A 25,948-nucleotide genomic window follows, 5' to 3' on the forward strand; every position below is an offset into this window, starting at 1 on the left:
GTTGCTACGAGGATTTGCGCACGCGCAGATACCATTCCACAAGCAGGCGAACCTGCTTCGGGGTATAGCCCTTTTCCACCATCCGGTTGACGAAGTTGGCGTGCTTTTCCTGATCCTCCTTGGACGACTTCGCGTTGAACGAGATCACCGGCAGCAAATCCTCGGTCGTCGAGAACATGCGTTTCTCGATCACCGCGCGCAGCTTTTCGTAACTCGTCCAGAGCGGATTCTTGCCCGCGTTGTTGGCGCGCGCCCGCAGCACGAAGTTGACGATCTCGTTGCGGAAGTCTTTCGGATTGGTAATCCCGGCCGGCTTTTCGACTTTCTCCAGTTCGTCGTTGAGCGCGGTGCGGTCGAGAATTTCTCCGGTGTTCGGATCGCGATATTCCTGATCCTGAATCCACAGGTCCGCGAAGTTCACGTAGCGATCGAAGATGTTCTGACCGTACTCCGAGTACGATTCCAGATACGCGGTCTGAATCTCCTTGCCGATGAACTCGACGAACGGTGCCGTCAGATATTCCTTGATGTAGGCGAGATAGCGCTTCTCGACTTCTCCCGCATACTGTTCGCGCTCGATCTGCTGTTCGAGCACGTACAGCATGTGCACCGGGTTCGCGGCGACTTCCGTGTTATCGAAGTTGAAGACCTTCGAGAGCACCTTGAAGGCGAAACGCGTCGACATGCCCGTCATCCCTTCGTCCACCCCGGCGTAGTCGCGGTACTCCTGATACGACTTGGCCTTCGGATCGATGTCCTTGAGGTTCTCACCGTCGTAGACACGGACCTTGGAGAAGATGTTGGAATTCTCGGGCTCTTTCAGACGCGTGAGCACCGCGAACTGGGCAAGCATCTTGAGCACGTTCGGCGCGCGCGGGGCGTTCGCAAGCGAGCTGTTCTTTACGAGCTTCTCGTAAATCTTCACCTCGTCGGTCACGCGCAGGCAGTACGGCACCTTCACGATATAGATACGGTCGAGGAAAGCTTCGTTGTTGCGATTGCCCTTGAAGCTCTGCCACTCCGCTTCGTTCGAGTGGGCAAGCACGATCCCGTCGAACGGAATCGCACCGAACCCTTCCGTACCCTTGTAATTGCCTTCCTGTGTAGCGGTCAGCAACGGGTGGAGCACCTTGATCGGCGCCTTGAACATTTCGACGAATTCGAGCAGGCCGCGGTTGGCCAGGCAGAGGCCGCCGGAGTATGAGTAGGCGTCCGGATCGTCCTGCGGAAATTCTTCGAGCTTGCGGATGTCGACCTTACCGACCAGCGACGAGATGTCCTGGTTGTTTTCGTCGCCCGGTTCGGTCTTCGCAATCGCGATCTGCTGCAACACCGACGGACGCACCTTCACGACGCGGAACTTGGTGATGTCGCCGTTGAATTCGTTAAGACGCTTGGTGGCCCACGGTGACGGAATCGTATTGAGATACCGCATCGGAATGCCGAAGTCCTCCTCGAGAATCTTGCCGTCTTCCTCTGAGGAGAACAGGCCCAGAGGCGACTCGTGCACCGGCGATCCCTTCAGGCAGTAGATGGGGACATCCTCCATCAACACCTTCAGTTTCTCTGCCAGCGACGACTTGCCGCCGCCCGGAGGCCCGAGCAGATACAGAATCTGTTTGCGCTCTTCGAGGCCCTGCGCCGCGTGTTTGAAGAACGAGACGATTTGCTCGATCGTGTCTTCCATGCCGTAAAACTCACGGAAGGCAGGATAGATCTTGATGATCTTGTTGGAGAACAGCCGCGAGAGTCGCGGGTCGTGATGCGTGTCGATAAGCTCCGGCTCACCGATGGCGCGCAACATGCGCTCGGCTGCCGATGCATACGCAGTCGAATCCTTCTTACAGATCTCCAGATATTCCTGGATGCTGTATTCCTCTTCCCTGCGTGCTTCGAAACGTGTCGTGTAGTGGCTGAAAATATCCATATGCCTCACCCCCGCCTCATCGGAATACACCGCGGAAAACACCGCGATACGATGCCCGCTCTGTTGCTTAAGACCCGGATGACTGCACGATGGTTTCGACCTGGCTCACTGCATGCCGGAGCGACTGACGCGAAACCTTTCGCACTGTCCCCTCCCTCACATGAACGACTCAAAATCGGTTTAGGTTGACTTTAAACTTGTCAGTGAAAATTGCAACCGTTAACTCATCATATGCACAAACAAAAAAACTGTCGCTAGATATTTTCCGCAGCGCTAAGCATTCTCGATAACCCGCATCCCGCAAGGGTTTCCGCGTGTTCCGCACACACTCTACGCAATGCGCATGTCGCACGAGATAGGTCGAATTTCGAGCGACTTTTGCAGCCACCACCCACGCATTGCGCACTCGGGTTTGCCTGCATTAAGAAACATTTGAGACATTCGTTTATTTATTCAGTATTCCTATTTATCTCATCGAATTTCACACGCCGACGAGATGCGTCGCGTGCAATGTTTTCTGGAAAAAAAGTGGGCGGCCCAACGACGTCGACGACAGCGAAGACGTGGGCGCGAAGGGGATGCTTTCCTGTCGAAGCGTCGCGGCTGCGCGAAGTCGCGAAGGTCGTGCGACTGGCTTGCTCTGGAGCACGCATGTCGCAGATGGAAAGTCGACTACGGACGAATGTCTTGACGGACGAACCTCCTCCTTGCAAATTGGCGATCTCTGGAATGAAGCGAACAACGTGCCAGACGACCGCGCTTGAAATCCATGTTACGCCCGTTCGCCAAAATCTGCTGCGCGGATATGTAACGCGATGTGACCCCACGCCCACCCGGCGCATCTTCGCTCTGGCCCCGACGTCACCGCGCCAGGAACGATTCGTGCAATAATGCAACTTTGTTGCATTTATTACACAGTTGCAAACTGTGTGCGGGCGTCGCCCCATCTGTCCATGATTCGCTTCTCCGTTTGGCTTTACCGTCTCGCAGGCTGGGAACGCACGGCGCTCACGCTGCTGGTGCTCGTCCCGCTTTGGGCGCTCGTTTACTGGGCGCTGAAAGGGGTCGCCCCGTGATCGGTTGCCAGAATCTCTCGGTCCGCTTCGGGCCGAACGTCGCGCTGGAAGACGTAAGCGCCATGTTCGCGCCCGGCGTGCTGTCCGCGGTCGTCGGACCCAACGGCGGCGGCAAAACCACCCTGCTGCGTGCGCTCGCCGGGCTCCAAAAGGCCACGACGGGCAAGATCGTCAGCGACGGCCCCGTGGCCTATCTGTCGCAACGCCCCGAGACCGACCATCGTTTTCCGATGTGCGTTGAAGAATACGTGCTGACCGGTACGTGGCGTCGCACGGGCGATGCCCGTCGCCTCGGCCGCGACGAGTTCGACCGCGCCCTCGACGCCCTCGCCCGTGTGGGCCTCGCCGACAAGCGCACACAGGCGCTGGAAGCCTTGTCCGGCGGGCAATGGCAGCGCGCCCGCTTCGCTCGCCTGATCGTCGAAGACGCGCCGATCGTTTTGCTGGACGAACCGCTGACCGGCATCGATGTACCGTCGGCGGAACTGTTGCTGGCGTTGCTGGATCAATGGCGCAACGAGGGACGCACCGTTGTGACCGTGCTCCACGATTTGCCGCTGGTGCTCGAACGCTTCGCGCACGTGGCCGTGATGGCCGGACGTCTGGTGACGTCGGGCACACCGGCGTCCTGCCTTCAGGGCGGGTTCCCGTCGGTGGACGGCGCGGCCGGGGGCGCCCATCCGGGTCTTTCCACAGCAGGCGGCTATACCGCGTTTGCCGCCACGCCACCGTCGATTACCGCTGCGCCGGTCACGTTTCCCGGAGGCCGTCGATGAGCGCGCTGCTCGATCTCGTCATTGGCCCGTTCGCGGAATTCGACTTCATGCGCCACGCGCTGGTCGGCAGTCTGGCCCTGTCGCTGGGTTGCACGCCCGTGGGCGTATTTTTACTGCTGCGCCGCATGAGCCTGATGGGCGACTCGCTGTCGCACGCGGTGCTGCCAGGTGCGGCGGTCGGCTATCTGATCGGTGGGCTGTCGCTGCCGTGGATGGCGGGCGGTGGCATGATCGCGGGCCTGCTCGTGGCGTTGCTCGCCGGTCTGTCGAGCCGCCGTACCCGGCTGGATGAGGGCGCATCGTTCGCGGGCTTCTATTTACTGGCGCTCGCAGGCGGTGTGGTCATCGTGTCGAAGTGGGGCAACAGCGTCGATCTGATGAACCTGCTGTTCGGCTCGGTGCTGGCGGTGGACGACCCGTCGCTGATACTCGTGGCGGCCATCACGACCGTCACGCTGCTGTGGTTTGGCTGGCACTATCGCGGTCTGGTGCTCGACAGCGCCGATCCGACCTTTCTCGGCCAGGGCCAGGGCAAGAGCGTGATGCGCTACCACCTGGGCTTTACCGTGCTGACGGTCATGAACCTCGTCTCCGGTTTCCAGGCGATGGGCACGCTCATGGCCGTGGGCCTGATGATGCTGCCGGCGGCCACCGCCCGGCTCGTCTCCCGTACGCTGCCCGGCATGCTGCTCACCGCATGGCTGGTGGCCAGCGCGTCGAGCGTGATCGGGTTGCTGCTTTCGTACTATCTGGCTTGCCCCTCCGGGCCGGCCATCGTTCTGACGGCAGGCGTCGCCTATCTGGGCGCGCTGCTGGTTTCGCCTGGCGGTGCCAGTACGGCCAAGGCGTCTGCGCTTTAAGAGAGGAAAACATGTTCGGATTGGGTCTTGGGGGCAGCAACGCGTCGCGCAGCAAATCGTGGCTCGGCGCGGGTCCCTTTGCAGTTTTCGCAGTGATTTTTGCGCTTTTCCTCGCCTTCGCCAGCCCGGCGCGCGCGCAGGACACGCGCCTGCCCGTCAGTGCCAGCTTCAGTATTCTGTCCGACATCGTAAAGGCCGTCGGCGGCGACCGCGTGGACGTCACCACGCTCGTCGGCCCCGATCAGGACACGCACACCTATGAGCCGACCCCGGCGGATGTCGCCAAACTCTCGGGCACGAAGCTGTTCTTCGTGAACGGTCTGGGCTTCGAAGGCTGGCTGCCCCGCCTGATGAAGTCGAGCCACTACCCCGGCGAGCTGGTCACGGTCACGAAGGGCCTCAAGGCCCGCACGATGGTCGACGATGGCAAGACGGTGACCGATCCGCACATGTTTCAGGATCCCGAGCGCGTGAAGACGATGGCGGACAACATCGCCGCCGCCCTCTCGAAGGCCGACCCGGCAGGCGCGAACTACTATGCGGATCGCGCCAAAAACTATCGCGGCGCGCTCGACGACCTGATCGTCTGGGCCAACAAGCAACTGGCCCCGATTCCGCAGTCGCGCCGCGTGGTGCTGACCTCGCATGACGCCTTCGGCTATCTCGGCCAGCGTTTCGGCATCAAGTTCCTCGCGCCGGAAGGCGTGTCGACGGAAAGCGAAGCCAGCGCCAAGGACGTCGCCAACCTGATCCGCGTAATCCGCCGCACGGGCATCAAGGCCGTCTTCATGGAAAACATCTCCAATCCGCGTCTGGTGCAACGCATTGCGCACGACGCGAAGGTGACCGTGGACGGCAAGCTGTACTCCGACGCCTTGTCGAAGAACCCGGAAGCGACGACCTACCTTCAGTTGTTCCAGTACAACATCCGGGCGCTCGCCGCTGCGATGAAGGACAACCGGTAATCCTCCCGGCGCTGCCACGCTCCCCCTCGGTGCACGCGGTATAATGCGTGCACCACACACCGGCCCCGCTACGGAGGTCCGGACAGGCCGGCCATGCCGGCTTTTGCGTTTGGGTCGTCGCTTTTGGCCGTCACATTTCTTGCACGACCGAAGACTGACCTTTTGAACCCCTGAAACATCCGGCAACGGACAAATACGGACGCCCCCAGGTTAACCACTGCGAACGGCGCACATTCAATGGCAAAGAAGATTTACATCAAGACGTTCGGCTGTCAGATGAACGAGTACGACTCCGACAAGATGGCGGACGTGCTGGGCGCAGCCGAAGGTCTCGAGAAGACCGACACCCCCGAAGACGCCGACGTCATCCTCTTTAACACCTGCTCCGTGCGCGAAAAGGCACAGGAAAAAGTGTTCTCGGATCTGGGCCGCATGCGCGCCCTCAAGGAAATCAAGCCGGATCTGGTGATCGGTGTCGGCGGTTGCGTCGCCAGTCAGGAAGGCGCGGCCATCGTGCAACGCGCCCCTTACGTGGACGTGGTGTTCGGCCCGCAAACGCTGCACCGCCTGCCCCAGATGCTCGAAGCGCGCCGCTCGACCGGCCGTTCGCAAGTCGACATCTCCTTCCCCGAAATCGAGAAATTCGATCACCTGCCGCCCGCCAAGGTCGAGGGTGCTACGGCGTTCGTCTCGATCATGGAAGGCTGCTCGAAGTATTGCAGCTACTGCGTGGTGCCTTACACGCGCGGCGACGAAGTCTCGCGTCCGTTTGAAGACGTGCTCACCGAAATCGCCGGGCTGGCCGAACAAGGCGTGCGTGAAATCACGCTGCTGGGCCAGAACGTGAACGCCTATCGCGGTCTGATGGCCGACGGCGAGATCGCCGACTTCGCGCTGCTCATCGAGTATGTGGCGGAAGTGCCGGGCATCGAACGCATTCGTTACACGACGAGCCATCCGAAGGAATTCACGCAGCGTCTGATCGACACCTACGCCAAAGTGCCCAAGCTCGTGAGCCACCTGCACCTGCCGGTGCAGCACGGCGCCGACCGCGTGTTGTCGGCCATGAAGCGCGGCTACACGGTGCTGGAGTACAAGTCGATCATCCGTCGCCTGCGCCAGGTGCGCCCGGAAATGTCGATGTCGTCGGACTTCATCGTCGGCTTCCCCGGCGAGACGGAAGAGGATTTCGACAAGCTCATGGCGATGATTCACGAGATCGGCTACGACACCAGCTTCTCGTTCATCTACAGCCCGCGTCCCGGCACGCCGGCCGCGAACTTGCAGGACGACACGCCGCGCGAAGTGAAGCTGCGCCGTCTGCAACATTTGCAGGCCGTGATCGAAGAGAACGCCGCACGCATCAGCCAGAGCATGGTCGGCTCGCGTCAGCGTATTCTTGTCGAAGGCGTGTCGCGCAAAGACCCGAACGAGCTGCAAGGCCGCACCGAGAACAACCGCGTGGTCAACTTCCCGGCCCCCGAGGCACAGCGCGCAGCGCTGATCGGGCAGATGACCGACGTTGTGATCACCTTCGCGTATCCGCACTCGCTGCGCGGCGAACTGGTCACCACGCACTGAACGACGCAGCGAACATCGAACGACCTGAACAGGCAACCGACCGGATTATCTTGAAAGCACCCGTCCAAGAATTCACCGCCCCGCGCGACGACAATCGCCGTCTGGCCAATCTCTGCGGCCCGCTCGACGAGAACCTGCGTCAGATCGAGCAGGCGCTCGACGTCTCGATCACCCGCCGTGGCCATCGCTTCTCGATTCGCGGCAAGAGCGCCGCCGTCGCCACGCAAGCCCTCGAGAGTTTCTACAACCGCGCGACCGAAGCGCTGTCCGTCGACGATATCCAGCTGGGTCTCGTGGAGACGCGTCAGGGGCTGGCGCCGACCGTGCGTCATGGCGACGACAATCCGTTTGCCGCCGGCGAGACGGAAGACGGCTCGCCCGTGCTGCACACGCGCCGCAGCGACCTGCACGGCCGCACGCCCGCACAGCGCGACTATCTGAAGCAGATCCTCTCGCACGACGTGACCTTCGGCATCGGCCCGGCCGGTACCGGCAAGACGTATCTGGCGGTGGCCTGCGCCGTCGACGCCCTTGAGCGCGACGCCGTCAAACGCATCGTGCTCACGCGCCCCGCAGTGGAAGCGGGCGAGCGTCTGGGTTTCCTGCCGGGCGATCTCGCGCAGAAGGTCGATCCGTATCTGCGTCCGCTGTACGACGCGCTCTACGATCTGCTCGGCTTCGACAAGACGCAGAAGTACTTCGAGAAGCAGATGATCGAGATCGCGCCGCTCGCGTACATGCGCGGCCGTACGCTCAATCACGCATTCATCATTCTGGACGAGGCGCAGAACACCACGCCCGAGCAGATGAAGATGTTCCTCACGCGTATCGGCTTCGGCAGCAAGGCCGTCGTGACCGGCGACACCACGCAGGTCGACCTGCCGCGCGGCCAGAAGAGCGGCCTGATGGAAGCGCAGGTGATTCTGAAGAACGTGCGCGGTATCGCCATGACCCGCTTCACCAGCGTCGACGTCGTGCGTCACCCGCTGGTCGCACGCATCGTCGAAGCGTACGACGAACATGCGCAGCATCTGGAAGCCGGGCTGGACCTGCCTGCGTCGGAACAAGGCCGCGAGCGCGGCTCCCGTGGGCCGCGTGAACCACGCGCTGCTGGAGGCAAGGCATGAGCGAGCGGGCCGTGCGCCACGCGCTCACGCTGACGAGCCAGTTCGTCGCGGGCCCGGCGTTCGCGTCGCACAAGGTGCTGCTCACGCGCACTGCGGTACGTCGCTGGGTGCAGGCCGCGCTGCTGGCCGACGCCGAGCTGACGCTGCGCTTTGTCGACGCCAACGAAGGCCAGACGCTCAACCGCGGCTATCGCGGCAAGGACTACGCCACGAACGTGCTGACGTTCGCCTATGCACAGGACGAAAGCGATCCCGTGACCGGCGACATCGTGCTGTGCTGCCCGGTGGTCGAGCGCGAAGCGAACGAGCAGGGTATTACGCTCGAAGCCCATTACGCACACCTGATCGTGCACGGCGTGCTCCACGCGCAGGGCTACGATCACGAGGAAGACGACGAAGCGCAGGAGATGGAAGGCCTGGAGACGGAGATTCTCGCCGGACTGGGCTACGCCGATCCCTACGCATCCGAGAAGTCGCAGTCCCAAAAATCAACTTCCCGCCGCACCTGACCGAGACCCGACTGAACCGTATGGAACGCATTCCGGACCGACCGACCGCCCCTGAAGCGCCTGAAGCTCCCCAGGCCAGCACGTCGAGCGGACCGGGATGCGACCGGTACCCTCCTGACCTCGGCGTCTCCCGGCACCTGAGCCCGGAAGAAATGAGCGAATCGCTCGACGCCGCGCTCGTCGGCTGGGACGGCCGTGAAGACCTCTGGATCTTCGCCTACGGCTCCCTCATCTGGAACCCCGGCATGCCCGTCGAAGAATGCCTGCGCGCCCGCGTGCACGGCTATCACCGGGGGCTGTACCTGTGGTCGCGCGTCAATCGCGGCACGCCGGAGCAGCCGGGACTCGTGCTGGCGCTCGATCGCGGCGGTTCGTGCGCCGGTGTGGCCATGCGTCTGGCCGCAAAGCACGTCCGCACGGAATTCGAAACGCTCTGGTATCGGGAAATGGCGATGGGCTCCTATCGTCCGATGTGGCTGAATTGCCAACTGGCCGACGGCCGCACCAAGCCGGGCCTCGCCTTCGTCATGCGACGCGAGGCGGCGAGCTATGCGGGCCGTCTGCCCGACGCCATCGTCCGCCAGGTATTCGATCAGGCGCAGGGACGCTACGGCACCACGCACGACTACGTCACCCGGACGGTCAAGGCGCTGCGCGAAGCGGGCATGCCCGACCCCGCGCTCGAAGCGGTGCTGCGCCGCTGCGAGGCGAAGTAAGTTCCAAAGTGAGCGCACCACAATGCAGCATCCGGCGCGCTGAAATGTCCTGAAATATGCACAGCGTTGTGCGTGTCGCCCGAAGCGTTGCAATGCAGTCGGCCTGACGCGGTAATGCCGCACATCTGGTGTATCCTTGAGCTTCCTGTAACAGCTCGGCGTCCGCCCAACTTGGACGCGCCGTCATGAACGACCCTTATCCCAGTCGACCCGGTCCAAAAAAAACCGACAAACCTCGCTCTCTGCTCGAACGCCTCACCGATCTGATTTCCCCGGAGCCGGAGTCGCGCGCAGAGTTGCTCGAAATTCTGCAAGACGCTCACGCCCGTAACCTGATGGACGCCGATTCTCTGGCGATGATCGAGGGCGTATTCCAGGTGGCCGATCTATGTGCCCGCGACATCATGGTGCCGCGCGCGCAGATGGACGCCATCAACATCGAACAGACCCCTGAAGAATTCATGCCGTTCGTGCTGGAACAGGCGCACTCGCGCTATCCGGTCTACGAGGGCAATCGCGACAACATCATCGGTATTCTGCTCGCGAAGGATCTGCTGCGTTACTACGCCAATCACGACTTCGACGTGCGCGACATGCTGCGCCCGGCCGTGTTCATTCCGGAGTCGAAGCGTCTGAACGTGCTGCTGCACGACTTCCGCGTCAATCGCAATCACATCGCCATCGTCGTGGACGAATACGGCGGCGTGGCCGGCCTCATCACGATTGAAGACGTGCTGGAGCAGATCGTCGGCGACATCGAAGACGAGTACGACTTCGACGAGGAAGAAGACAACATCATCGCCGCGCCCGATGGCTCGTATCGCATTCGTGCGCTCACGGAAATCGAGCAATTCAACGAAGCGTTCGGCACGCAGTTTGTCGATGCCGAAAACGACACGATCGGCGGTATGATCACGCACCAGTTCGGCCGTGTGCCGCGCCGTGGCGAACGTCTGCGCATCGGCAATCTCGTGTTCGAAGTGCTGCGCGCCGACGGCCGTCAGGTCCACATGCTGCTGTTGCGGCGCGTGGAGCCGGCACCCGCCGTTCAGCCCGAGTAACTCACTCATCGATCCATGCAGGAAATGACCGTCCACGCGCCCGAGCGGCGCTCGTGGCCGGCCTGGCGTGCCCGTGCGCTCGCCGGTCTGGCCGGTATCGCACAAACGCTGGCGTTCGCGCCACGCGACCTCTGGTGGCTGCAATTGCTCGCGATGGCGGGGTTGTTCGCGCTCGTCGAGCGCAGCGGCTCACGACGTAACGCCCTCTGGCTGGGCGGCAGTTTCGGCCTCACCTCGTTCGTCTCCGGCATCTGGTGGCTCTACATCAGCATGCACACCTACGGCGGCATGCCCGGTGTCATGGCCGGTGCGGCAGTCGTTCTGTTCTCGATCTATCTGGCGGTCTATCCGGCGCTCGCCGCGTTCGTCACGCGTGCCGTGCCTGCCACCGGCCCGTGGCGTGCGTTGGCCTTCGCCGGGGCCTGGACGCTCGCCGAATGGCTGCGCGGCACCGTCTTCACCGGGTTCCCCTGGCTCTCGCCCGGCTACGCCCATGTCGACGGCCCGCTCGCAGGCTTCGCCCCACTGCTCGGCGTGTACGGCATTACCGGCCTCGCTGCGCTGGCAGCGGCCATGCTCGCGCGAGCCCTGCTGCCCGTCGTCGCGACGACGGCGGCGGCGCGTCGTCTCGCCGCTGTGATCGGCGTACTGGCGCTGCTGGGCGTGGGCGTCGGTCTGTCGCGTCACGAATGGACCACACCCTCGGGCAAACCACTGACCGTTCGGCTGCTTCAGGGCAATATCCCGCAGGACATGAAATTCGAGCGCGCGGGCATCGATCACGCCATGGCGCTTTATCGCGACATGATCCTGGCCGCACCGGCCGATCTCATCGTGACGCCGGAGACGGCGTTCCCCGTACTGTTGCAAGGCATTCCGACGGACGTCGCTGCACCGATCCGCGAGTTTGCGGACCGCACTGGCTCGCACGTCGTGCTGGGCGCGGTCGGCGCAACGATCACCGATCGCGGCCCCACCGACTTCACCAACAGCCTGTTCGGCGTCACGCCGCGCGACCAGACGCTCTACCGCTACGACAAACACCATCTCGTGCCTTTCGGCGAGTTCGTGCCGTGGGGCTTTCGCTGGTTCGTCGACATGATGCACATCCCGCTGGGCGATTTCCTGCGCGGTAGCGCCACGCCGAGCGGCTTCCCGGTGCGCGACCAGCGTGTCGCGATGAACATCTGCTACGAGGATTTGTTCGGCGAGGAAATCGCGCAGGCCCTGCGCAACATGCCGGAACCGGCCACGGTGCTCGTGAACTCGACCAACCTCGCGTGGTTCGGCGACACCATCGCGCTCGATCAGCACTTGCAGATCGCCCGCATGCGCACGCTTGAGACGGGACGCCCGATGCTGCGTGCGACGAACACCGGCGCGACGGCGATCATCGATGCGCATGGCCACGTGCAGGGGCGTCTGCCCGCGATGACGGTCGGTGCGCTCACGGGCAACGTCCAGCCTTACACCGGGCTCACGCCGTACGTGCGCTTCGGTAATGTGCCTGCGCTGGTGCTCGCGCTCATCGCGCTGGGCCTCGGTCTGGCCATGACGCGTCGCTCGCGCTAACCGGCAAAACGGCCAGCGTCGCATCGTCAAAACGACACAGGGGGACGTGAAAATCCCCCTGTCGTGCCACCCCGGGGCCATCGGCGCCCCGTTCGGGTCGAATTCCCGCTAAAATTCAACGTTTTAGTCTTTTGGCCGCGCTCGCGGCCGGGCCGAAAGACTGCGCAAAATCCGCATTTTTTCCTGTTCGTCCGCGCGAATTCATCATGCTTACCTTTCAACAAGTCATCCTGACGTTGCAGGATTACTGGGACAAGCAAGGCTGTGCGTTGCTCCAGCCTTACGACATGGAGGTCGGCGCCGGTACCTCGCACACTGCCACGTTCCTGCGCGCGATCGGCCCGGAGCCGTGGCGCGCTGCCTATGTGCAGCCGTCGCGCCGTCCCAAGGATGGCCGTTACGGTGAGAACCCGAACCGCATGCAGCACTACTACCAGTACCAGGTGGTGCTCAAGCCGGCCCCGGAAAACATCCTCGACCTGTATCTGGGCTCGCTGCGCGCGCTCGGTCTCGATCTGACCCAAAACGACGTGCGCTTCGTCGAAGACGACTGGGAAAACCCCACGCTCGGCGCCTGGGGTCTGGGCTGGGAAGTGTGGTTGAACGGCATGGAAGTCACGCAATTCACCTACTTCCAGCAAGTGGGTGGCCTCGACTGCAAGCCGGTGCTCGGCGAAATCACGTACGGCATCGAGCGTCTGGCGATGTATCTGCAACAGGTCGAGAACGTCTACGACCTCGTATGGACCGAGTGGGAAGAGCAAACGGTCGACGGCCCGGTCAAGCGCCGCCTGACTTACGGCGACGTGTTCCATCAGAACGAAGTGGAACAGTCGACGTACAACTTCGAGCACTCGAACCAGCCGATGCTGTTCAGCTTCTTCGACAACTACGAGAGCGAAGCCAAGCGTCTCATCGAAGCCGAACTGGCGTTGCCCGCCTACGAGATGATTCTCAAGGCAGCACACACCTTCAACCTGCTCGACGCGCGCGGTGCCATCTCGGTGACCGAGCGCGCGGCGTATATTGGCCGTATCCGCGCGCTGTCGCGCCTGATTGCACAGGCCTACTACGCTTCGCGCGAAAAGCTCGGCTTCCCGATGCTGAACGCCCCCGCCGCCCCGAACAAAACATCAGTCAAAACGCAACCCGCATGATGAGCACCGCACAACGCACCCTGCTGGTCGAACTGCTGACCGAAGAACTGCCGCCGAAGGCGCTGGCGCGTCTGGGCGACGCGTTTGCCGACGGCATCGCCAACGGCCTGCGCACGCGCGGGCTCACCACGCACGCCAGCGTCGTCACGCCGTTCGCCACGCCGCGCCGTCTGGCCGTCTCGATCACGAACGTGCTCGACCGCGCCCCGGACGCCACCATTCGCGCCAAGGTGCTGCCGGTGTCCGTCGCACTCGACGCCAACGGCAACCCCACCCCGCCGCTCGCGAAGAAACTCGCGGCGATGGGCTTCGCCGACCTGCCGGTCGCGAGCCTGGAGCGCGCGATGGATGGCAAGGCCGAAGCCTTCTTCCACACCTACACCGCTGCCGGCGCCCAACTGGCCGACGCGCTGCAAGCCTCGCTCGACGAAACGCTCGGCAAGCTGCCGATTCCGAAGGTCATGAGCTATCAGCGCCCGGATGGCGAGACGGTGCAGTTCGTGCGTCCGGTGCACGGCCTGATTGCGCTGCACGGCGACACGCTCGTGCCCGCAACGGCCATCGGTCTCGCCTCGGGCAACAAGACGCTGGGCCATCGCTTCCTGTCGAAGGGTGAGGTCACCGTCGCCAATGCCGACGCCTACGCCGCCACGCTTGAGACCGAAGGTAAGGTCGTAGCGAGCTTCACGGGCCGTCGCAACGCGATCCGCACGCAACTGCTCGCCGCCGCCGGTAACGATCACGTGGTGATGCCGGACTCGCTGCTCGACGAAGTGACCGCACTCGTCGAATGGCCCGCGATCTACGCCTGCCACTTCGAGAAGGAATTCCTGGCAGTGCCGCAGGAATGTCTGATTCTCACGATGCAGACGAACCAGAAGTATTTCGCGCTCACCGACAAGCCGCTGGCCGACGGTGGCCGTCTGACGAACCGCTTCCTGATCGTCTCCAACATCGAGACGGGCAACCCCGAGCAGATCGTGACGGGTAACGAGCGTGTGGTGCGTCCGCGTCTGGCCGATGCGAAGTTCTTCTTCGAGCAGGACAAGAAGAAGCCGCTGGCCGATCGCGTGCCGCTGCTCGCGAACGTCGTGTATCACAACAAGCTGGGCTCGCAGTTCGAGCGCACGCAGCGTCTGGTGAAGCTCGCCGGTGCGATCGCGCACATGATCGGCGCAGATCAGGATGGCGTGAAACTCGCCGAGCGCGGCGCACTGCTGGCCAAAGCCGACCTGCTGACCGACATGGTCGGCGAGTTCCCCGAATTGCAAGGCACGATGGGCACGTACTACGCACGTCATGACGGCGAAGCGGCCGACGTCGCGCTGGCCTGCTCGGAACACTATCAGCCGCGCTTTGCTGGCGACGCCCTGCCCACCAGCACCACCGGTACGGTGGTGGCACTGGCCGACAAGCTCGAAACGCTGGTCGGTATCTGGGGCATCGGCCTGCAACCGACGGGCGAGAAAGACCCGTTCGCGCTGCGCCGTCACGCACTGGGCATCGTGCGTATGCTCATCGAGAAGCGTCTGCCGGTGATGCTGCCGGAGCTGCTGAACGTCACGTACAAGCAGTTCACCACGGGCGTGGCCGATTCCGCTTACCTGAACGACGTCTACCAGTTCGTGCTCGACCGCCTGCGCGGCTACCTGCGAGAGCAGGGTTATGCCGCCAATGAGATCGAAGCGGTGCTGGCCGATCACCCGAAATATCTCGGCGATCTGATCGAGCGTCTGGATGCCGTGCGCGCCTTCTCGGCGCTGCCGCAAGCCGAAGCCCTTGCTGCGGCGAACAAGCGTATCGGTAACATCCTGAAGAAGACGGCCCCGCCGGCCGACGGCACGATTTCGCCGGACCTGCTGCTGGAATCGGCCGAGAAGTCGCTTCACGCTGCCCTCGAAAAGGTCACTCCGGTGGTCGAGCAGAAGTTCGAAGCACGCGAGTACGCGCAGGCGCTCTCCGCGCTGGCCGAGCTGCGCGATGCGGTCGATGCGTTCTTCAACGACGTGATGGTGATGGCCGAGGAGGACGCGTTGCGCAACAACCGCCTCGCGTTGCTCAAGAACCTGCACTTCCAGATGAACCGCGTGGCCGATCTCTCGAAGCTCGCCGCCTGATGTTCCAACGAGTCAACTGAGCTACTCATGGATTCGCGCAAAGATCGCACCCTCGGCCCCGCCGCCCGAAAACTCGTGATTCTCGACCGGGACGGCGTGATCAACGCCGACTCGGATCAATTCATCAAGTCGACGGACGAGTGGGTGCCGCTGCCCGGCAGTCTCGAGGCCATCGGCCGGCTGAATCAGGCCGGATACCGTGTGGTCGTCGCGACGAACCAGTCGGGTGTGGGGCGCGGTCTTTTCGACATGGCGACGCTCGGTGCGATGCACGCGAAGATGTCGAAGCTGGCGGCGGCCGCCGGCGGACGCATCGACGCCGTGTTCTTCTGTCCGCATACCTCGGTGGATGCCTGCGACTGCCGCAAGCCCAAGCCCGGTCTGTTCCAGGAAATCGCGCGACGCTACGAAGTCGACCTGACCGGCGTGCCGGCCGTGGGCGATTCGCTGCGCGATCTTCAGGCGGCTGCGGCCGTGGGCGCGCAGCCGCATCTGGTGCTCACCGGCAAGGGCAAGAAAACGCTCGCCGCAGGCAACCTGCCCGACGGTACGCGCGTGCACGATAGTCTGGCGGCGTTCGTCAACGATCTGCTTGCCGACGAGGACGCGTAACCCCACTCGCTATCGCACAACGACCGCCCTGCCCTCGCTAAACTGCCGCCCCGCCGCGCGTACGATGACGCGGTCACGCGCAAACCTCGCGAAGGCGATCGATTCCAGGCCCGAAACCCCATGCGTCAACTCCGCTCGATTCTCTTCTTCATCTTCCAGATCGTCTGGACGATTCCGTACGCCATTGCGTGCATCTTGTCGTTCCCGTTCCTGTCGCGGGTGCAGCGCTACTGGTTCGCGGTGGGCTGGTGCAAAGTCGTGATTTGCGTCGGCGACAAGCTCTGCGGCATTCGCTATCGCGTGATCGGCTGGGAAAACCTGCCCGATACGCCTGCGATCATTCTGTCGAAGCATCAATCGGCATGGGAGACGGTGGCACTGCCAGCGCTGATGCCGCGCCCGCTGTGCTTCGTATTCAAGCGTGAGTTGCTGTACGTGCCTTTCTTCGGCTGGGCACTGGGCCTGCTGAGCATGATTCACATCGATCGCCGCAAGGGTACGGATGCCTTCGCATCGGTCGTGAAGCAAGGGCGCGAGCGTCTGTCGGAAGGGTCGTGGATCATCATGTTCCCGGAAGGTACGCGTACGAAAACCGGCTCGCGTAACAAATACAAGTCGGGCGGCGCGCGTCTGGCGACCGCGACCGGCGCCCCTGTCGTGCCGATTGCACATAATGCCGGACGTGTCTGGCCGCGCAACTCGTTCATGAAATTTCCCGGGGAAGTGATCGTCTCGATCGGTCCGGTCATCGAGACGGCAGGCCGTACGGCCGAAGCCGTCAACGCCGATGTCGCCGAGTGGATCGAGCGCGAGATGATACGTATCGACCCCGCCGCTTATACGTCGAAACCGAGGGCGAGCGCGTCTGATACCTCCGACGCGACGCCCCGGACCTGACTGCGCCTCACGCGAGACCGTCTCATGTCGAAAGCCCAACCCGCCACACACGATAGCCGCTCCCGGCATGAGACCCCTGCACCCCAGATGGAACTCGATCTGTTCGGCAGCCCAGCGGCCGAAGCCAACGGTGTCGCCACCGACGCCCCGTTAGCTTCGACCGGACCTGCCACGACCGGCGCGCCCGCTCACACTGCGGCGCCCACAGCCCTCGCGAGCGATTCCGCATCGCTCGCCCCCGGTGCCGGACCGCGTCGCGCACCCGCGCCGGGCGAGCGCGTCATCATGCTCGACGGCCACGCGCTCTACTACCGTTTCAAGCGCTCCTCGCGCCGCACCATCGGCTTCATGATCGACGAATCGGGGCTGGCCGTGACCGCCCCGCGCTGGGTCACGATTGCGGACGTGGAAGCCGCTGTCGTCGAAAAGAAGCGCTGGATCTTCAGCAAGATCGCCGAATTCCGCGAACGCGCCGCGCGCCGGGTGATTCCGCGTGTGACGTGGGTCGACGGCGCATCGCTGCCCTACCTGGGCCACACGCTGACAGTCCGTCTTGGCGGACGCTCAGGTGCCGCGCAGTACGACATCCACACACACACGCTGTGGCTCGATCTGCCGCCGCAAGCCGCCCCCGAACAGATGCGCGACCGTGTACAGGGCTGGTTGCAGCAGGAAGCACGCAAGCTCTTTACGTCGCGCCTCGACGTCTACGGCGAGCGACTGGGCGTGCGCTACACCGCGCTCGGGCTGTCGTCGGCGACGACGCGCTGGGGGAGTTGCAGCGCCGACGGACGCATTCGCCTGAACTGGCGACTGATCCACTTCCCGCTGGGTGTGATCGATTACGTTGTGGCGCACGAACTGGCGCATTTGAAGGAGATGAACCACGGGCCACGCTTCTGGCAGGCCGTGGCGTCGATCTTCCCGGAGTTCGAAGCCGCCCGCGATACGCTCAAATCACATGCGCCCGAGTGGTTGCCTGAATTCTGAGCGAACGTCGCAAGGCTTTACATCAAAAGCAAAAAATTTCTCAACGCAACATGAATGATGCTCATTTTCATGGTCGCGGGTACAATTGACTTTCGTTGTCCCCACACTGAAAACACCATGCGAATGCTCCATACCATGCTGCGCGTCGGCGACCTGCAGCGCTCGATCGATTTCTACACGCGCGTGCTCGGCATGCAACTGCTGCGTCAGAGCGAGAACCCCGAGTACAAGTACACGCTGGCGTTCGTCGGCTACGGTGCCGAGTCGGAAAACACCGTCCTCGAACTGACGTACAACTGGGGCGTGGAAAAGTACGAGATCGGCACCGCGTTCGGCCATCTGGCTCTTGAAGTCGATGACGCCTATCAGGCATGCGACACGATCCGCGCCGCAGGCGGCAAGATCTCGCGCGAAGCTGGCCCGGTCAAGGGCGGCACCACGGTCATCGCGTTCGTGGAAGATCCGGACGGCTACAAGATCGAGCTGATCCAGAAGCATTCGAGCAAGGGCAGTCTGTAAGACGAGCGCTTGCACGATTGCGCTGCCCGATGAGCCTGATGCGCCTCATGTGCCTGATGTGACAGCGGCCGCCCTAGGGCGGCCGTCGTTTTTTTAAGCACGCGCGATGCTTCAGAACTCTACCATCGCGAAGTCTTCCTTACCCACGTCGCACAGCGGGCACCGCCAGTCGTCCGGCACATCTTCCCAGCGCGTGCCCGGGGCAATGCCGTCTTCCGGATATCCCGCCGCTTCGTCGTAGATCCATCCGCAAATCACACAGACCCACTGGCGCGATGCTGCGTCCGTTGCGCAAGTCGTTTCGTCGGGTGCGTGCATTGCGGCACCGTCGTCGCTGAGCGTATCGGACGTCGTCGCACCCGGATCCGGCAACGTGAAGACCAGCGGGGATTCCGTGCCTGAGGCATCTGTCGCCGGACGGCTCAGATGCGCTTGCAGTGCATCGAGCAGTGCCTGCGCTTCGTCGCGCGTGAGATCGACCCAGTAGGGATCGCCAGCGCCGTCGTTGAGTCGCGACGGGGAAAACTGCAATTCGACGGCAGAGCCTTTCTTGTACATACGTGAGTGCTGAATTTGAAGCAAAAAGCGGTGAAAAAGATGGCTGAGCGATGACTGCGGCTTTGCTCTACGAAGGACGAAAGCCGCCTCGCGGAGCATTGTATCGGTCCGACAGTACGCAATAAACGGGGGAGACGGGGACATATTGTCCCGCTCGACGAGACAATCACACCCGGACAGACGAACGAACGCCCACAAAGATTACCCGCGCTGACGGCATCGGTTTGATGCGTTGAGTATCAGGATCGGTGACAATGACCGCTTCTGCGCGTCGCGCCTACGATGCATCGTCATCCGAATTAATTCCATGAAAACCACACCGCGTCCGATCGATGCCACAGCGCTCGCCATCATGCTGGGGCTGTGCATGGTCTGGGGAGGTCAGCAAGTTGCCGTCAAACTGGCCGTGCCGGTCGTGCCCGCCGTCTTACAGGCCGGACTGCGTTCCGTCGTGGCGACGGTGCTTGTCGGTGCGTGGATGCTGTGGCGACGTCAGCGTCTGATCACCGGCGACGGCACGCTGCCCGCAGGCATTCTCGCGGGCGCGCTGTTCTCGCTCGAATTCCTCTGCATCTTCGTTGGCCTCACGCACACGACCGCGTCGCGCATGGCGGTGTTTCTGTACTCGGCCCCTTGCTTCACCGCGATCGGACTGCACTGGACGGTGCCCAGCGAACGGCTGCGGCCCATGCAATGGCTCGGCATGGCCATCGCATTTTGCGGTATCGCCGTGGCGTTCTCGGACGGCAGTGGCGCAGATCTTGCCACCACGTGGCCCGGCGATCTGCTGGCCATTCTGGCCGGTATCTTCTGGGGGATGACGACGGTCGTCGTGCGGGCTTCGCGTCTGGCGAGCGCCGCACCGTCGAAGACATTGCTGTACCAGTTGGCCGTCTCGGCAGTGCTGCTGTGCGCGCTGGCGCTCGCGACAGGCAATGTGCAAATCGGGCCGATGACGTCGACCATCTGGATCAGCCTCGTCTACCAATCCATCGGTGTGGCCTTCGCGAGCTATCTGATCTGGTTCTGGTTGCTCACGCGGTACAGCGCCGCCCGACTCGCATCCTTCTCGTTCCTCAGCCCGCTGTTCGGGGTGACGTTCGGCGTGCTGATTCTCGGCGAATCGGTCGGTTGGCGCTTTGGCTGCGCCGTCGTCCTCGTCTTCGCCGGGATCAGCCTTGTGAACCGGCGCCGCTGATCGCGCGTGACAGGTTCACGTATTCGTCGACCGGCACATCTTCGGCACGACGCGTGAGGTCGAAGCCGAGCGCGTCGAAATCGACACGGTCGCGGTAGCTGTGCAACGTGTTGCGCAGCATCTTGCGACGTTGCGAAAACGCCTGAGCCACCACCGCTTCGAACACGTCCAGATCGACCTGCGGCAGATCGGCCACGGCGCGCGGAATCATCCGAACGACAGCGGAATCGACTTTCGGCGGCGGATTGAAGGCGTCCGGCGGTACGTGCAGCACCTTGTCCATCCAGTAACGGTACTGAAGCATGACCGACAGGCGGCTGTAGTTGCTTGAACCGGCCGGGGCCACCATGCGCTCGACCACTTCGTCCTGCAACATGAAGTGCTGGTCACGTACGAGCGCCGCGTAGCGCATCAGATGGAACAGCAGCGGGCTGGAAATGTTGTACGGCAAATTGCCGACAATGCGCAGCGGCGCTTCGTCGCGGCGGTCTTCCGGGACGAGCGAGCCGAAATCGAAGTCGAGGGCGTCGCCAGCGTGCACGCTCACGCGCTCGCCGAACTTGCGCGTCAGACGCACGACCAGATCGCGGTCGAGTTCGACCACGTGCAGATGCGCCAGCCACTCGGTGAGCGGTGTCGTCAGTGCGCCAAGGCCCGGGCCGATTTCGACCATCAGGTCGTCGGTACGCGGCGAAATGGCGCTGATGATCGAATCGATCACGCCCATGTCGACGAGAAAGTTCTGACCAAAACGTTTGCGCGCCACGTGGCCCTGTTGGACGCCCGTGCGCTTCGATGCGCTACTCATGTGAAATTCCTTAGGAACGCGGCGGCGTGGCGTGCGGATCGACGCCCGCGCCGGCGGTCAATTGTGCGGCTGTCGACGCATGTAACGCAGCGTTCGCCGCCATCGTCGCCGCAGTGCGCAGCGCTTCGAGCAGGCTGCCGCTCTCGGCTTGTCCCGTGCCAGCGAGGTCGAGCGCGGTGCCGTGATCGACCGATGTCCGGACGATCGGCAGCCCAAGCGTGATATTCACGCCCGCGCCGAAGCTCGCGTATTTGAGCACCGGCAAGCCCTGATCGTGGTACATCGCGAGCACCGCATCGGCGCCTTCGAGATGACGGGGCTGAAACAGCGTGTCGGCGGGATAGGGACCGCGTGCATCGATACCGGCGGCGCGTGCGTCGTCGAGCGCGGGGGTGATGACGTCGATCTCCTCGCGCCCGAGATAGCCGGATTCACCGGCGTGCGGGTTGAGTCCCGTCACGAGAATACGCGGGCGCGTCACCCCGAAGTGACGCATCAGATCCTGATTAAGGATGATGAGCGTTTGCAGCAGATCGTCGCGACGAATCGCGCCGGGCACCTGCGCGAGCGGCAAGTGCGTGGTGGCGAGCGCCACACGCAGCCCGCCGCCTGCGAGCATCATCACGACACGCGGCGTGCCCGTGCGCTCGGCCAGATACTCGGTGTGTCCGGTAAACGCCACGCCGCAGTCGTTGATCGTGCTCTTCTGCAACGGCGCAGTCACGATCGCATCGTACGTGCCCGCCATGGCACCGTCGATGGCATCGTCCAGCAGCGCCAGTACGTAGCGGCCGTTGGCAGCGTCGAGCTGTCCTGGCGTCACGGCGGCTGCCAGCGGATGGTGCGACACGTGCACGCGTCCGCTGTCGAGCAATGCCTGCCAGGCGTCGCCCAGCCCGACGGCTTGCGCGCGTGCGGCGAGCAACGACGCGTCGCCGAGTACGGCAAAGCGACAGTTGGCTATCGAAGGATCGGGGGAAGCGGTCGCGAAAACGGCCGCAGAAGCGGCCGCCGGTGCCGGTGCCGAAGAAAGGCACTTGACCAGTGCCTGCACCGTCAATTCCGGCCCGACCCCCGCCGGTTCACCGGTGGTGATGGCGAGGACGAAGGACCGGTCGGACATCATGCTCACTGCTGCGCGTTGCTCAGGCGGTAGTCGACGTAGGCACTGTCACGCAGTTGCTGCAACCAGTCGCGGTACTGCTGTTCGGCCTTGCGGCCGCGCAATTCCTGCATGGCGAGGTTACGTTCCTGATCGCCCGAGACCTGCGACTCGCGATGGCCCAGCACCTGAATCAGGTGATAGCCATATTCCGAACGCACCGGGTCGCTGATCTGACCGTCCTTGAGTTCGGACATCGCGCGCTCGAATGCGGGAACCGTCTCGCCCGGCGAAATCCAGCCGAGATCGCCACCTTGCGAAGCGGAACCGTCCACCGACACCTGACGCGCGAAGTCGGCAAAGTCGCCCTTGCCTGCTTCGATCTGCGCCTTGATGTCGAGCAGCTTCTGACGTGCCTGCGCTTCCGAGACACCGTCGCCCACGCGAATCAGGATGTGACGTGCGTGGATCTGCGGCACGGTCATGCCCTGATCGCCGCCCTGCTTGCGCGTGTCGACCAGTTTGATGACGTGAAAACCGTTGTTGCTGCGAAGCACTTGCGGCACAACGGTGCCCGCTTGCAGCTTCTGCACCTGATTGAGATACAGATCGGGAATACGTTCGGGAATGCGGAAGCCCATGTCGCCACCGCTCGCGGCATCGGAAGCATCCGAATACTGCTTTGCCAACGCCGCGAAATCGCCACCGGCCTTCGCCTTGTCCAGCGCTTCGGTCGCCTTCTTCTGCGCTGCGCTGACCTGGTCCGGCGTCGCGCCGTCCGGCAGTTTCACGAGAATCTCGCTCAGGCGGTATTCCGTCTCGGTCGGTGCGGCATTGGCGCCACGCTGCGCGGCGAGGTATGCGTTGATTTCCGAGTCGCTCACTTGCACCTGGCTGTCGACTTCGCGATCGCGCAGGCGCGCCATGATGATCTGCTCGCGCACTTCCTTGCGGAAGGCGTCCCACGGCACACCGGCCTGAGCCAGACGCGCCTTGTACTGGTCGACGCTCAGACGGTTGTCGGCGGCGATGCGCTGCAAGGCCTGTTCGACGTCGGCGTCCTTCACGACAATGCCGCCTTCCTTGGCGCGCTGAAGCTGCACCTGCGTGACGATCATCTGTTCGAGCACCTGACGCTGCAACAGGTCGGCGTCCGGAATCGGGCGCTTGGAGAGCGTCAGTTGATGCTTGGCCTCCTCGATACGCGTGTCGAGCTCCTTGCGGGTGATCACGCTGTCGTTGACCACGGCGACGATGGAATCGACGGCACGGGCGGACGACGCGGGTGCACCTGCGGCTTTGGCGCTGACCGGCGCCGGCTGCGCAACCGCCACCCCGGCGGCGAGACACAGGCCCGCCAGCAGCGAGGCACGCTTCACAAACATGTCATTCATAGTTGCTGAATCGAGAAGGAATCTGGTTCGTCGGCGGCGGCTGGTAACCCGGCACCCCGACCTTGAAGGCTTCTGTGGCGCTGTTGCCCGACTTGGTCAAGCCCTTCAACTCCAACTGCGCGAAAACGCGCGAAGTTGTCGTGGTGGCGTTGGTCGCATAGCGCTGGAGCCCAATCCGGAAGGCCCAGCAGTCGGCATCATACTCGAAACCCGCCAGGGCATCGATGAACGTCTTGTCCGTAATGCTGTAGTTCAGACGGCCCACAATGCCGAATCGCGGTGTGATCGGCCACTGCCCCGAAAGTTCGATCTGGTTGATCGGCGTGACGGTCAATGCGGTTTGGCCCACGACCGGCGGCGGATTGCGCAGGTAGCGGTAATACAGGTTGAACACCTTGCGCTCGCCCGGACGCCACGTCACACCGACGTCCGACCGGTTGAACTGCGACGTGCTCGGGCTGTACTGCACGGCGGTGCTGAACGTGATGTTCGAATACAGCAGCGCCGAGCCGCCCACCAGGAAGTCCGAGACCCCGGCGTCTTCGGGCACACCGCCCGGCATCGTCACGCGCGATTGCTGAATGTTGTAGCGCTGCGCATACCAGACACGCCCGCGCTCCACGCCGGTCTCAGCATCGATCAGGCGGGACGTCAGCGCAGCGGTGACACGGTTCGCATCCTGAATGCGGTCGACGCCGATGAACGAGTTTTCGCTGAAAATTTCCGCGAGGTTGAAGTCGGCGACCGCACTGTCGAAAATCGGAATCGAACTCTGATTGCGGTATGGCGTGTAGACGTAGAACAAGCGCGGTTCCAACGTCTGCTTCATCGCCGTGCCGAACAACGTCAACGGACGCTCGAACGTCAGACCGGTATCGAGACTGACGGTCGGCAACGTACGCGTAATCGACGACTGCATCGTCGATCCGTTCGGATAGTCCACGTTGTACGCCGCAGCGGTGAACATGACCTTCGGAACGATGAAGTAGCCCGGCGTCAGAATCGGATAGCTCAGCGTCGGCTGTGCGTAGATACGCTCGCCGTTCGGAGAGCCCGTCCACGAGGCGATCTGGAACCGGTTGTACTTGATCGGCATCGTGAAATCGAAGCCGTGGAAATCCAGCTTGTTGTACGTCGCCGAGAGTTCAGGCACCGACTCGTACTGCGGCGAGCTGGGGGCCAGCGTCTGATACTTCAGCACGCGCGCCAGGAACGACCAGTCGCCGTAACTCCAGGTGAGGCCCGCTTCGCGGTTGTACACGCGCTGCACGCCGGTCTGGAAGTTCGTGCCGGAGCCGAAATCGTCCGGATAGGTATCGTCCGAAACCTTCGTGAAGTTAACGTAGGCGTTCACACCGTAGCCGAGCGACTGGCTGTGCTGCCACGTAAACGTGTAGCGGGCGTCGCCCGTGACACGGTCCTTCGGCAGGTATTCGATGTGGAATAACCCGGAATACGTCGGTTCCAGGTAACGGAAGTCGGCGATGCCCATCACGCCGCGCTTGGTCATGAAACGCGGGGTGATCGTCAGATCGCGGTTCGGCGCGATATTGAAGTAGTACGGCGTGGCGAGTTCGAACCCGGTACGGCTCGACTGCGTAAACGTCGGTGCCAGGAAGCCGGAACGGCGCTCGTTGGACGTTGGGAAAGACAAATACGGGCTGGCGAGAATCGGCACGCCCTGGAAGAACAGGATGCCGTTGTAGGCCGTGCCTTCCTGCTGGTCCTGATCGAACTCGAATTCGGACGCCTTGATGTACCACGCAGGCGTCTTGCCATCTTCCTCACAGGTCGCGCAGCCCGAGTACGTGCCGCGTTGCAGCGTCACGACGTTATTGCCTTCGACATCGGCGCGCTCCGACTTGCCGCCGCCGCCCGTCACGAGCCGGTAGGTCGGCGTGAGCATATAGCCGTCGCCCGCCCCCGTATACATATGCGCTTCGGGGCCGATGAACAGGTTGCCGCCCTGCGACAAACGCGCGTTGCCGTGCGCCACCACTTCGTCCGTGTCCTGATCGTACGTCAGGCGATCGCCTTTCACGAACGAGCGGTACTTGCGCGCTTCGGCGTCACCGTCGACGGTGGCGTCCACGTTGGTCCGGCCGGTGAGGGCCATGCCGCGCACGTACATCGGCACGTCGTCGCCGCCGCCGAGCGGGTTGTCGACAAGCGCCGGCACCGTGCGCAGCATGAGGCCATCGCTCTTGGCGATATCGGGTGGGGGAGCTTCCTGCGCACCGGCGAGCGAACACCACACTCCCGGCAGGGAGAGCAGCAGCGCCAGTGGCTTGCGTCGCGTGCGCATCATGCGCCGCAGCGACGAGACTTCATTCGTATGGACTTGTTTATCCGGCATGTACGCAAACAGCGAGACAATCGTGGCGCCGCTTGCGGGCAGCCAATCCCGCTTGTCCAGCCGGCTTCAC

23 protein-coding genes are annotated in these 25,948 nt (G+C 63.1%); 17 read left to right on the top strand and 6 right to left on the bottom strand.

From position 1 onward, the window contains the following. Positions 1-4: 4 nt before the first annotated feature. Complete coding sequence (locus tag NTU39_RS23320) at positions 5-1,927, bottom strand: PrkA family serine protein kinase (RefSeq protein WP_150575965.1); 1,923 nt, start codon at positions 1,925-1,927, stop codon at positions 5-7. A 953-nt stretch (positions 1,928-2,880) separates the two neighbouring features. On the opposite strand from NTU39_RS23320, the gene NTU39_RS23325 reads away from it, so the two are divergent. From NTU39_RS23325 to gloA, 16 genes are all read left to right on the top strand, one after another. Beyond that, positions 2,881-3,003 (top strand): hypothetical protein, encoded by a 123-nt coding sequence (locus NTU39_RS23325; protein WP_257125706.1) that lies wholly within the window; start codon positions 2,881-2,883, stop codon positions 3,001-3,003. Beyond that, positions 3,000-3,779, top strand: a complete 780-nt coding sequence (locus NTU39_RS23330) for a metal ABC transporter ATP-binding protein (RefSeq protein WP_150666660.1) — start codon at positions 3,000-3,002, stop codon at positions 3,777-3,779. The genes NTU39_RS23325 and NTU39_RS23330 overlap by 4 nt, the downstream gene beginning before the upstream one ends. Further along, positions 3,776-4,639 (top strand): metal ABC transporter permease, encoded by an 864-nt coding sequence (locus NTU39_RS23335; RefSeq protein ID WP_150666661.1) that lies wholly within the window; start codon positions 3,776-3,778, stop codon positions 4,637-4,639. The genes NTU39_RS23330 and NTU39_RS23335 overlap by 4 nt, the downstream gene beginning before the upstream one ends. Before the next feature lie 11 nt (positions 4,640-4,650). Then, complete coding sequence (locus NTU39_RS23340) at positions 4,651-5,604, top strand: metal ABC transporter solute-binding protein, Zn/Mn family (RefSeq protein ID WP_150666662.1); 954 nt, start codon at positions 4,651-4,653, stop codon at positions 5,602-5,604. 237 nt (positions 5,605-5,841) lie between these two features. Then, positions 5,842-7,185 carry a tRNA (N6-isopentenyl adenosine(37)-C2)-methylthiotransferase MiaB gene (miaB, locus tag NTU39_RS23345; protein ID WP_150666663.1) on the top strand — a complete coding sequence of 448 codons (1,344 nt, stop codon included), beginning with the start codon at positions 5,842-5,844 and terminating at the stop codon, positions 7,183-7,185. A 50-nt stretch (positions 7,186-7,235) separates the two neighbouring features. Continuing rightward, positions 7,236-8,312, top strand: a complete 1,077-nt coding sequence (locus NTU39_RS23350; protein ID WP_174985168.1) for a PhoH family protein — start codon at positions 7,236-7,238, stop codon at positions 8,310-8,312. Continuing rightward, the gene (ybeY, locus tag NTU39_RS23355; RefSeq protein ID WP_257958683.1) at positions 8,309-8,821 is read left to right on the top strand and encodes an rRNA maturation RNase YbeY; all 513 of its coding nucleotides are present in this window, start codon (positions 8,309-8,311) and stop codon (positions 8,819-8,821) included. Before NTU39_RS23350 ends, ybeY begins: the two co-directional genes overlap by 4 nt. A gap of 20 nt (positions 8,822-8,841) precedes the next feature. Further along, positions 8,842-9,537 carry a gamma-glutamylcyclotransferase gene (locus tag NTU39_RS23360; protein WP_257958685.1) on the top strand — a complete coding sequence of 232 codons (696 nt, stop codon included), beginning with the start codon at positions 8,842-8,844 and terminating at the stop codon, positions 9,535-9,537. Positions 9,538-9,722: 185 nt separating this feature from the next. After that, positions 9,723-10,598 (top strand): CorC family transporter, encoded by an 876-nt coding sequence (locus tag NTU39_RS23365; RefSeq protein ID WP_150666666.1) that lies wholly within the window; start codon positions 9,723-9,725, stop codon positions 10,596-10,598. 24 nt (positions 10,599-10,622) lie between these two features. Beyond that, complete coding sequence (lnt, locus tag NTU39_RS23370; protein ID WP_257958686.1) at positions 10,623-12,170, top strand: apolipoprotein N-acyltransferase; 1,548 nt, start codon at positions 10,623-10,625, stop codon at positions 12,168-12,170. Between the two features lie 206 nt (positions 12,171-12,376). After that, positions 12,377-13,327, top strand: coding sequence for a glycine--tRNA ligase subunit alpha (gene glyQ / locus NTU39_RS23375; protein ID WP_150666668.1), 951 nt, complete (start codon positions 12,377-12,379; stop codon positions 13,325-13,327). Further along, positions 13,324-15,444 carry a glycine--tRNA ligase subunit beta gene (gene glyS, locus NTU39_RS23380; RefSeq protein WP_150666669.1) on the top strand — a complete coding sequence of 707 codons (2,121 nt, stop codon included), beginning with the start codon at positions 13,324-13,326 and terminating at the stop codon, positions 15,442-15,444. The genes glyQ and glyS overlap by 4 nt, the downstream gene beginning before the upstream one ends. Before the next feature lie 27 nt (positions 15,445-15,471). Continuing rightward, the gene (gmhB, locus tag NTU39_RS23385; RefSeq protein ID WP_150666670.1) at positions 15,472-16,056 is read left to right on the top strand and encodes a D-glycero-beta-D-manno-heptose 1,7-bisphosphate 7-phosphatase; all 585 of its coding nucleotides are present in this window, start codon (positions 15,472-15,474) and stop codon (positions 16,054-16,056) included. A 120-nt stretch (positions 16,057-16,176) separates the two neighbouring features. Next, positions 16,177-16,953, top strand: coding sequence for a lysophospholipid acyltransferase family protein (locus NTU39_RS23390; protein WP_150666671.1), 777 nt, complete (start codon positions 16,177-16,179; stop codon positions 16,951-16,953). Positions 16,954-17,040: 87 nt separating this feature from the next. Next, entirely contained in the window at positions 17,041-17,943 is a 903-nt protein-coding gene (locus NTU39_RS23395; protein WP_150666685.1) for a M48 family metallopeptidase, read from the top strand. A gap of 117 nt (positions 17,944-18,060) precedes the next feature. Next, entirely contained in the window at positions 18,061-18,462 is a 402-nt protein-coding gene (gene gloA / locus NTU39_RS23400) for a lactoylglutathione lyase (protein ID WP_150666672.1), read from the top strand. A gap of 111 nt (positions 18,463-18,573) precedes the next feature. Here the strand turns inward: gloA and NTU39_RS26945 are convergent, their stop codons facing one another. Beyond that, positions 18,574-19,020, bottom strand: a complete 447-nt coding sequence (locus tag NTU39_RS26945) for a rubredoxin (RefSeq protein ID WP_308340626.1) — start codon at positions 19,018-19,020, stop codon at positions 18,574-18,576. A 307-nt stretch (positions 19,021-19,327) separates the two neighbouring features. Here NTU39_RS26945 and NTU39_RS23410 point away from each other — a divergent pair, with 307 nt between their 5' ends. Further along, positions 19,328-20,218 (top strand): DMT family transporter, encoded by an 891-nt coding sequence (locus NTU39_RS23410; protein ID WP_257958688.1) that lies wholly within the window; start codon positions 19,328-19,330, stop codon positions 20,216-20,218. Here the strand turns inward: NTU39_RS23410 and rsmA are convergent. From rsmA to NTU39_RS23430, 4 genes are read right to left on the bottom strand one after another with little or no spacing between them, the layout of a single operon-like run. Then, a complete protein-coding gene (gene rsmA, locus NTU39_RS23415) occupies positions 20,193-21,026 on the bottom strand; it encodes a 16S rRNA (adenine(1518)-N(6)/adenine(1519)-N(6))-dimethyltransferase RsmA (RefSeq protein ID WP_257958690.1) in 834 nt (277 codons plus the stop codon). The genes NTU39_RS23410 and rsmA overlap by 26 nt on opposite strands. Positions 21,027-21,036: 10 nt before the next feature. Further along, positions 21,037-22,149, bottom strand: coding sequence for a 4-hydroxythreonine-4-phosphate dehydrogenase PdxA (gene pdxA, locus NTU39_RS23420; RefSeq protein ID WP_257960128.1), 1,113 nt, complete (start codon positions 22,147-22,149; stop codon positions 21,037-21,039). 5 nt (positions 22,150-22,154) lie between these two features. Beyond that, positions 22,155-23,522: a peptidylprolyl isomerase gene (locus tag NTU39_RS23425; RefSeq protein WP_150666677.1), complete on the bottom strand. Its 1,368-nt coding sequence runs from the start codon at positions 23,520-23,522 to the stop codon at positions 22,155-22,157. After that, a complete protein-coding gene (locus NTU39_RS23430) occupies positions 23,515-25,878 on the bottom strand; it encodes an LPS-assembly protein LptD (RefSeq protein ID WP_150666678.1) in 2,364 nt (787 codons plus the stop codon). The genes NTU39_RS23425 and NTU39_RS23430 overlap by 8 nt, the downstream gene beginning before the upstream one ends. Positions 25,879-25,948: the final 70 nt, after the last annotated feature.

The organism is Pandoraea commovens, from assembly GCF_024704525.1.
In the GTDB taxonomy this organism is placed as follows: Bacteria; Pseudomonadota; Gammaproteobacteria; order Burkholderiales; family Burkholderiaceae; genus Pandoraea; species Pandoraea commovens.